Genomic DNA, 8258 nt, shown 5'->3' with positions numbered 1-8258 from the left:
CCCCCGGCCGCCCGGCCGTGGCCCCCAGGGTGCTGTACCTCGGCGACTCGCTGGCGATGGAGGCCCAGAACGTCCTCGGGCACCAGCTGCGCACGGACCTGAACGCGACCTACACCAGCGCCCCGTACTCGGGCACCACCCTCTGCGACTATCTCGAGGGCACCGGGGCGCGCTCGCTGGTGCCGGACGCCGACAAGGCCGCCGCGCTGGTACGGGCACGGCATCCGGACTATGTGGTGATGCAGTTCTGGGGCAACGCCTGGGGTTACACGTGGTGCATGGACGGCATCACCTACAACGACTCGCAGCGGCGGTACTTCACCCGCTACCGCGCCGACCTGCGCAGACTCACCGAGCAGATCGCGGACGCGGGCGGGGCGAAACGTCCGAGGATCGTGTGGGTGCTGCAGGGACCTGACCCCATCACCCCGGACCGGGTGCGCCGCGTCAACGAGATGTACGAGCAGCAGGCCGCCGCCTCCCACGACCTGGTCGCCGACGCGGGTTCGACGGTCAGCCCGGCGGGGGCCCGCTACACCTGGGCGCAGTACCTGCCGTGCACCGCCTACGAGCACGCGCACCCCGACTACTGCACCCGGCCGGACCAGGACCGTACCGCCCTCCACCTGAGCTCGGACTATCTGCACTTCTGCCTGGTCCCCACGACGTCCACCCCGAAGCCGTGCCCGGTGCGCTCCCCCGGCATCCTGCGCATGGCCCGCGAGGTCACCCGGGTGATCGCGCGGCAGGCAGCAGGGCACTGACCACCGGCCAGTGCCCCCGCGCGCCCACGGCGGCAGCAGCCGGACGGGCCGTCACTCGCCCGCGTAGGCCTTCTCCAGGGCCGCGATGTCGAACTTGGACATCGCCATGAACGCCTTGGTGGTGCGGGAGGCCTTCTCCTGGTCCGGGTCGCTGATCATGTCGATCAGCTTGTCCGGGACGACCTGCCAGGACAGGCCGTACCTGTCCTTGAGCCAGCCGCAGGGGCCGGGCTCGCCGCCCCCCTCGGTGAGCTTGGTCCAGTAGTAGTCGATCTCCTCCTGGTCCTTGCAGAAGATCTGGAAGGAGATCGACTCGTTGAACGTGAACTGGGGCCCGCCGTTGAGCGCCACGAACTTCTGGCCGTTGGCGGTGAACTCCACCGCCAGCACGGAGCCGACCGGGCCCGCTCCCCCTTCGACGTTCCGGCCGACGCGGCCGATGCTGGAGTTCTTGAAGATCGAGACGTAGTAGTGCGCGGCCTCCTCGGCCTGTCCGTCGAACCAGAGACAGGTGGTGAATCCGTCGGTGGTCATGGGCTCCTCCTGGGGCGTGGAACGCTGTCACCTCTACCGACCGATCCTGGCGGCGGAACTCATCGGTGGGGCGGCCGATTAATCCATATGGTCCTGCGACGGCCCCGCCTAGGCTCCGCACATGACGTCATCCCCCACGGACACGATCCGCCCGTTCCGCCTGGACATCCCGCAGCGCGACCTCGACGACCTGCACGACCGCCTCGACCGCACCCGCTGGCCGGACGAGCTGCCGGGCACCGGATGGGCGTACGGCGTGCCGGCCGACTACCTCCGCGAGCTGGTCCACTACTGGCGCCACAGCTACGACTGGCGAGCCGCCGAGGCGCAGCTGAACCGGTGGCCGCAGTTCACCACCACCATCGACGGCTCGACCGTGCACTTCGCGCACGTCCGCTCCCCCGAACCGGACGCCACCCCGCTGATCATCACGCACGGCTGGCCGGGATCGATCGTGGAGTTCCTGGACGTGGTGGGCCCGCTCGCCGACCCGGCCGCGCACGGCGGCGACCCGGCCGACGCCTTCCATGTCGTCGTCCCCGGCATTCCCGGGTTCGGGCTGTCCGGGCCGCCCACGGACACCGGCTGGGAGGCGGGCCGGGTCGCGGACGCCTGGGCGGAGCTGATGCGCCGCCTGGGCTACGAGCGCTTCGGAGCGCAGGGCGGCGACTGGGGCGCGGCGATCTCCCGGGAACTGGGGCGCGCCCACCCCGAGCGGGTGATCGGCGTCCACCTCAACCTGCTGCCGGGGGCTCAGCAGCTCACCGAGCCCACGCAGGAGGAGCTGGACGAGCTGGGCACCGAGGAACAGGAGCGGGCGCTGCTGTCGTGGCGCCGGTGGAGCGAGTGGTCGCGCGAGGGCACCGGGTACGCCGTCCTGCAGGCCACCCGGCCGCAGACCGTGGCCTACGCGCTCACGGACTCCCCCGTTGGCCAACTCGCCTGGATCGTTGAGAAGTTCCACGAGTGGACGGACTCCCAGTTGCTGCCGGAGGAGGCGGTGGACCGGGACCGGCTGCTCACCAACGTGATGCTCTACTGGCTGACCGGGACCGCCGGCTCCGCGGCCCGCATCTACTACGAACGCGCCCACGCCACCGGTCGGGTCGCCCTGCAGACCGAGCCGTCGACCGCCCCCACCGCACTCGCCCTGTTCCCGGCCGAACCCCAGATCCCGCTGCGGCACAAGGCGGAACGCACCGAGAACCTGGTGCGGTGGACGGAGTTCGACCGCGGCGGGCACTTCGCGGCGATGGAGGAACCCGACCTGCTGGTAGGCGACGTGCGGGCGTTCTTCCGGCAGCTGCGCGAGAAGGGCTGACGGCGGGCTCTGCCAGGGGCGAATCTGCCGCGGGCAGAGAAACCGCATCGGGGCACCGAACCGGGCCAAGAGTGGAGTCGACGGCATCACGATGCGACGGCATCACCGTTCGACGGGAGAACCGATGACTCCACTCACCCCGCTCGCGCCCCGCGCCGAGGAGGGCGACACCCCGCCCAGCCGCTTCGACGACCATCTCGCCGCCCAACTGCTCGGGCAGCGCATCGTCTTCCTCGGCACCCAGGTCGACGAGGTCTCCGCCAACCGGGTCTGCGCCCAGCTGCTCCTGCTGTCCGCGGAGGACCCGCGCACCGACATCAGCCTCTACATCAACAGCCCCGGCGGCTCGGTCCACGCCGGTCTCGCCATCTACGACACCATGCGGCTGATCCCCAACGACGTCTCCACGCTCGCCATGGGCTTCGCGGCCAGCATGGGCCAGTTCCTGCTCAGCGTCGGCGCGACGGGCAAGCGGTACGCCCTGCCCAACGCGCGGATCATGATGCACCAGCCGTCGGCGGGGATCGGCGGCACCACCGCCGACATCGAGATCCAGGCGGAGAACCTGGAGCACACCAAACGGACCATCGAGCGGATCACCGCCGAGCACACCGGGCAGAGCCCGGAGACCATCTCCCGCGACGGCGACCGCGACCGCTGGTTCACGGCCGAGGAGGCCAGGGAGTACGGCATGGTGGACCGGGTCCTGGACTCCCTCGCGGACGTCCGCCCGGCCGCCTCCAAGCGACGGATGGGGCTGTGACATGGGGAACTACACGATTCCGTACGTCGTCGAGCGGACCGCGCACGGCGAGCGCTCCTCCGACGTGTTCAGCCGGCTGCTGTCGGAACGGATCATCTTCCTCGGTACCGAGATCGACGACGGCGTCGCCAACGTCGTCATCGCGCAACTCCTGCACCTGGAGTCGGCGGCCCCCGAGCACGAGATCGCGATCTACATCAACTCCCCGGGCGGCTCGGTCACTTCACTGATGGCGATCTACGACACGATGACGTTCGTCCAGGCGCCGATCTCGACGTTCTGCGTCGGCCAGGCGGCCTCCACGGCGGCCGTCCTGCTGGCGGGCGGCGATCCGGGCCGACGGTTCGTGCTGGAGCACGCGCGGGTGCTGCTGGGGCAGCCGGCCAGCGGCGGCCGACAGGGCACGGTGTCCGATCTGTCCCTGCAGGCCAAGGAGATGGTGCGGATCCGCTCGCAGATCGAGGAGGTGCTGGCGCGCCACACCCACCACGACATCACGACCCTGCGCGCGGACATGGACCGCGACAAGGTCTTCACCGCCGAGGAGGCGGTGGCCTACGGCCTGGCCGACGAGGTGCTGAGCCGGCGCCTGGTGGCGGTCTGAGGCGCCGGCCCGCCGACACGGTCAGGCAGCCAGGCACAGTCCGTTGTGGGGCGAGGCGGGCGTGGCCGCGCTCCGGCCGTGCCGACGGCCGCCGGTCCGGGTGAGCTCGCCCTGCGCCAGCGACAGCAGGTCGCCGAGGCCCAGGCCCAGGGCGTGGGCGGCGGCCGCGAGAACCTCGGAGGAGGCCTCCTTGCGGCCCCGCTCCACCTCGGAGAGATACGGCATGGAGATCCGGGCGGCGTCCGCCACGTCCTTGAGGGTGCGCTCCTGCGCGAGGCGCTCGCGCCGCAGGACGTCCCCGACCAGGTCACGCCAGAGCGGCTCCCTGGCCGTGAGGGCGGCCGGGGCCGCCTCACGCGGCGGCGAGGCTGCGGGACGTTCGGCCTGCGGACGGCGCAGGGGAATGACACGGGCTTCGTTCGGCGCTTGGCTGCTCACCCCCTCAGACTAAATTCGATCGCCCCGATGGGAAGGGACCGGCATTCTGCCCTGGGTGGAATCCGAGGAGCGGAGGGCGCGATGAAGGTGCTGCGGGAGACGTTCAACGAGGTCGCCGAGTTGTACGACCGGGCACGGCCGCGCTATCCGGCCTCCCTCGTCGAGGAGTTGACGCGCGCCGCAGGGCTCGGCCAGGACAGCCGGGTGCTGGAGATCGGTCCGGGCACCGGCCAACTCACCCTTCCGCTGGCCGAGTCGGGCTGCCGCATCACGGCGGTGGAACTCGGGGACGCCATGGCACAGGTGGCCCGGCGACGCCTGCGCGGCTTTCCCCGGGTGGACGTGCGGGTGGCGGACTTCGAGCGCTGGGAGCTGCCGGACGAGCCGTTCGACCTGGTGGTGTCCGCCACCGCGTTCCACTGGATCGACCCGGCGGTCCGGCTGGTGAAGTCCGCGCGCGCGTTGCGGCCCGGCGGGCGTCTGGCCCTGATCCTCACCGACCATGTCGCGGGCGGCACCGAGGAGTTCTTCCGGCTGGCCCAGGAGTGCTACGAACGCTGGGATCCGGCCACCCCGCCCGGGCTGCGTCTGCGGCCGGCGTCCGAGATCGTCTTCGCGGAGACCGCCCAGCTGAACGATTCCGACCTGTTCGAGACCCCGGTGCCGGTCCGCGTCACCCAGGACATCACCTACACCGCCGACCAGTACATCGACGTCCTGCTGACCTATTCGGGCCACCGGGCACTGGACGACACGGCCCGCCAGGGCCTGCTGACGTCTCTGCGGCAGCTGATCGACACCCGGTTCGGCGGGACCGTCACCAAGCGTTATCTCCACGAACTCGTCGTGGCCGCCCGGACCCCGGAGTGATATTTTCCGCCTCCCGGATCTGCTGGGGGCATGGTCCGCCGAACTCGGGGTACCCGCATCCCGAGGACCCGAGGTAGTACAGACCGTCGGACCCCGACTTCCGTGGGAGAGGAAATGAATACCGCCGTGAATCGGTCGAAGGCGCAGGTCACAGCGGAGACCCCCGGGACCGGCACGGGTGACGGGCCGCTTCCGGGCATCGTCGAGCCCCGGTCCGTGGCACCGCGCGACGCACGAGAGCTGTCCCGCCAGTTCTTCCAGCGGCTCGCGGAACTGGAAGAGGGCACCCACGAGTACCAGTACGCCCGTAACACCCTCATCGAGATGAACATGTCGCTGGTGCGGTTCGCCGCCGGGCGGTTCCGGGGGCGCGGCGACGACATGGAGGACCTCGTCCAGACCGGCATGATCGGTCTGATCAAGGCGATCGACCGGTTCGAGCTGTCCCGCGAGGTGGAGTTCACGTCCTTCGCGCTGCCGTACATCGTCGGCGAGATCAAGCGGTTCTTCCGTGACACCACCTGGGCCGTGCACGTGCCGCGGCGGCTGCAGGAGCTGCGCGTGGAGCTCGCCAAGGCGCGCGAGGAGCTCGCCAGCCGGCTGGACCGCGATCCCACCACCGCCGAGCTGGCCACGCTGATGAACATCTCCGAGAACGAGGTCGTCGAGGCGCAGATCGCCGCCAACGGGTACAACTCCTCCTCCCTGGACGCCGCGCTCACCGGCGACGGACCGGAGGGCGGCGAGGCGGTGCTGGCCGACTTCATCGGCGTCGAGGAGGACGGGCTGCGGCTCGTCGAGGACTTCCAGTCGCTGGCCCCGCTCATGGCCGAGCTCGGCGAGCGCGACCGGCAGATCATCCACATGCGGTTCGTGGAGGAGGCCACCCAGGCGGAGATCGGCGAGCGGCTCGGCTGCTCGCAGATGCATGTGTCCCGTCTGATCAAGCGGATCATCACGCGACTGCGCGAGGGCATGCTGGGCGAACTCGGCTGCGCCTGAGGTACCCGCACGAAGGCGGCCGGCCGCCGCGATTGCCCGCGGCGGCCGGCCGACGCACTCATTCGGCGCTCAGCGCCACCACGGCCGACACGCGCTTGCCCACCGGCACCCGTTCGACGGACATCCCCTTGGCGAGCGCGTGGACTATCTCCAGGCCGTGCCGGCCGATCCGCTCGGGGTCGCGCGGGAAACGGCGGGGCAGGGCCGCGCTGCTGTCGCACACGCACACCGTCACAAAGGTGTCCGTGCCCTCCAGCTCCAGGATGTAGGGGCCGTTGCTGTGCCGGTCGGCGTTGGTGACCAGCTCGCTCACCACGAGCAGGACCTCCTCCTCGGCGCGTGACCCGATCTCGGCGCACCACTCCGCTCTCAGCCTGCCCACGAAGTGCGCGGCGAAGGCCCTGGCCTCGGCGATGCACCCCGGTTCACCGGTGTAGTGGGCCGCCCGTCGGAGGGGTTCCACCGGTACATCGAAACCAGTTGCCACCACTGCTCCGCCCACATGGTCGTTCATGCGTTTCTCTCTCGGAAGCCGGCCCGGCCGGACGCTGCTGCACCAGTGCTCGTACCCCGAGCCGCGCTTCGCAGTCCCCGCCGCGGCCCGATGTGTCCGCTTCCACTCAGAGCGCCGGTGATGTGCCCGCCGACGACAGGGAACTCAGCGAGCTCGAGGCCGCCGGCGGCTCGAGGGACGAGGAATCCGAGGACGGCGGCGCGGTCGTGGGCGGCACGGACGACGGCGACTCGGAACTCGGCGACGAGGAGGACGGCGAGGACGGTGAGGACGGGGCGCTCGAGCTGGGCGGGCAGGGGGACTTCTTGCCCGAACCCGGGCCCGGCGAGGAGGCGCACGGCGAAGACGGCGTGGGCGTGGTGACGCTCACCGACGGCGAGGGCCGCGCCGGCGGCTTGACCGGCCGGTCGTGGTGCCCGGTGTCGCCGCGGTGCCGGCCGATCCAGGCCTTGTGGTGGGGGTCGTAGATCACGAAGACGTTGATGATCTGGGGTGCGGGCGTGACGACGGCGACGTTGGAGGGCTGGAACGACGACCATTGATGTCCGGTTGTCGTGAAGGAGCCCTGCTGAGCGGCGGGCGGGGTGAGCGGGTTGCCGCAGGCGCAGCGGACACGGGGCACGCCGTGGCCGTCGACCATGACGGCGGTGCCCGCCTGGAGGATGGCCTGGTAGCTGGTGGCGGCGCCATTGCGGTAGCCGTGGTTGGTGACGAAGGTGTCCCGGCCCAGCTGCAGCGTGGTGAGCGAGCGCAGATAGGCCGGGACCTGGGAAGTGGTGATGCCCTCGACCCCGGCGAACGCCTGGCTCTTCGCGGGGTCCGCCTGCAGGTACTTGATCTGCTGTTCCACGTCGCAACTGGAGACGTTGCGGCTGCCGCCGTATAGCCCAGGCGTGGCGCCGTTCACGTGCTGCGTCGTGTTGGACGAGGCCGGGGCGGTGGCCGTGGAGGGCGTGACCGGAGCGGTGGATCCACCCTTGGCGGTGGACCCGGTGAACGGGTCGGGGCCGCTCTTGTCAGCGGCCTGCAGGACGACTTCACGCCCCTTGTTGCCGCCGCCCCCGCCCGAGTGGGTGAACACGAGCGCCAGGGCCACGACCGCGACGAGCGCGGTGGTCAGCAGGGCGACGCGCGGTGCCGACCGCCACCACGGACGGTGGGGTTCCGGTGTGGGCGCGCCGCCGCTGCTGCCGGGCGGCGGCTCGGAGGGCGGACCGGACGGCGGCTCGGTGGGACCCGACAGCGGGCCCGAGGGCGGTCCTGTGGGGCGGCCGGAAGACGGCGGTTCGACGCTCACGAGCTCTTCTTCCCGACGTTGGTTCCCTGCGGGTTTCCAGCGGCTTGCCCCGAGTTGAGCCGCAAAGACGACTTACATATCTATTGTCTGCATCTGTCGTGTGCGGCTCGCAAGCCGACGCGGACGGCCCTCCCGGCGGGCGGGGTGGGCG

Annotated in this window: 10 protein-coding genes; 6 read left to right on the top strand and 4 right to left on the bottom strand. The window is 70.9% G+C overall.

From position 1 onward, the window contains the following. Window positions 1-764, top strand: a 764-nt coding sequence (locus tag GRC12_RS38805; RefSeq protein ID WP_208785082.1) for an SGNH/GDSL hydrolase family protein, incomplete at its 5' end; no start/stop codon positions are given. Between the two features lie 51 nt (window positions 765-815). Here the strand turns inward: GRC12_RS38805 and GRC12_RS38800 are convergent. Beyond that, window positions 816-1298, bottom strand: coding sequence for a VOC family protein (locus GRC12_RS38800; protein ID WP_208785079.1), 483 nt, complete (start codon window positions 1296-1298; stop codon window positions 816-818). A 121-nt stretch (window positions 1299-1419) separates the two neighbouring features. Between GRC12_RS38800 and GRC12_RS38795 the strand changes: the two genes are divergently transcribed. From GRC12_RS38795 to GRC12_RS38785, 3 genes are all read left to right on the top strand, one after another. After that, a complete protein-coding gene (locus GRC12_RS38795; protein ID WP_208785078.1) occupies window positions 1420-2619 on the top strand; it encodes an epoxide hydrolase family protein in 1200 nt (399 codons plus the stop codon). A gap of 124 nt (window positions 2620-2743) precedes the next feature. Next, window positions 2744-3382 carry an ATP-dependent Clp protease proteolytic subunit gene (locus tag GRC12_RS38790; protein WP_208785077.1) on the top strand — a complete coding sequence of 213 codons (639 nt, stop codon included), beginning with the start codon at window positions 2744-2746 and terminating at the stop codon, window positions 3380-3382. Window position 3383: 1 nt separating this feature from the next. Next, window positions 3384-3986 (top strand): ClpP family protease, encoded by a 603-nt coding sequence (locus tag GRC12_RS38785; RefSeq protein ID WP_133048663.1) that lies wholly within the window; start codon window positions 3384-3386, stop codon window positions 3984-3986. A 21-nt stretch (window positions 3987-4007) separates the two neighbouring features. Here the strand turns inward: GRC12_RS38785 and GRC12_RS38780 are convergent, their stop codons facing one another. Continuing rightward, complete coding sequence (locus GRC12_RS38780; RefSeq protein WP_208785076.1) at window positions 4008-4424, bottom strand: helix-turn-helix domain-containing protein; 417 nt, start codon at window positions 4422-4424, stop codon at window positions 4008-4010. An 87-nt stretch (window positions 4425-4511) separates the two neighbouring features. On the opposite strand from GRC12_RS38780, the gene GRC12_RS38775 reads away from it, so the two are divergent. Both GRC12_RS38775 and GRC12_RS38770 read left to right on the top strand, forming a co-directional pair. Next, window positions 4512-5294 carry a class I SAM-dependent methyltransferase gene (locus tag GRC12_RS38775; protein ID WP_208785085.1) on the top strand — a complete coding sequence of 261 codons (783 nt, stop codon included), beginning with the start codon at window positions 4512-4514 and terminating at the stop codon, window positions 5292-5294. 114 nt (window positions 5295-5408) lie between these two features. Next, window positions 5409-6296 carry an RNA polymerase sigma factor SigF gene (locus GRC12_RS38770; protein ID WP_208785074.1) on the top strand — a complete coding sequence of 296 codons (888 nt, stop codon included), beginning with the start codon at window positions 5409-5411 and terminating at the stop codon, window positions 6294-6296. A 58-nt stretch (window positions 6297-6354) separates the two neighbouring features. Here the strand turns inward: GRC12_RS38770 and GRC12_RS38765 are convergent, their stop codons facing one another. Beyond that, window positions 6355-6810: an ATP-binding protein gene (locus GRC12_RS38765; RefSeq protein WP_208785073.1), complete on the bottom strand. Its 456-nt coding sequence runs from the start codon at window positions 6808-6810 to the stop codon at window positions 6355-6357. A gap of 106 nt (window positions 6811-6916) precedes the next feature. Continuing rightward, window positions 6917-8107 (bottom strand): DUF6777 domain-containing protein, encoded by a 1191-nt coding sequence (locus GRC12_RS38760; RefSeq protein WP_208785072.1) that lies wholly within the window; start codon window positions 8105-8107, stop codon window positions 6917-6919. Between the last annotated feature and the right edge of the window lie 151 nt (window positions 8108-8258).

This window comes from Streptomyces griseorubiginosus (genome assembly GCF_017614965.1).
GTDB lineage: Bacteria > Actinomycetota > Actinomycetes > Streptomycetales > Streptomycetaceae > Streptomyces > Streptomyces griseorubiginosus_B.
This window is presented reverse-complemented; position numbering and strand designations above follow the sequence as displayed.

Excerpts from the sequence above, each read along its gene's own strand:
- GRC12_RS38800 (WP_208785079.1), bottom strand. The coding sequence starts at position 1,298 with ATGACCACCGACGGATTCACCACCTGTCTCTGGTTCGACGGACAGGCC.
- GRC12_RS38790 (WP_208785077.1), top strand. The coding sequence starts at position 2,744 with ATGACTCCACTCACCCCGCTCGCGCCCCGCGCCGAGGAGGGCGACACC.
- GRC12_RS38795 (WP_208785078.1), top strand. The coding sequence starts at position 1,420 with ATGACGTCATCCCCCACGGACACGATCCGCCCGTTCCGCCTGGACATC.
- GRC12_RS38770 (WP_208785074.1), top strand. The coding sequence starts at position 5,409 with ATGAATACCGCCGTGAATCGGTCGAAGGCGCAGGTCACAGCGGAGACC.
- GRC12_RS38765 (WP_208785073.1), bottom strand. The coding sequence starts at position 6,810 with ATGAACGACCATGTGGGCGGAGCAGTGGTGGCAACTGGTTTCGATGTA.
- GRC12_RS38785 (WP_133048663.1), top strand. The coding sequence starts at position 3,384 with ATGGGGAACTACACGATTCCGTACGTCGTCGAGCGGACCGCGCACGGC.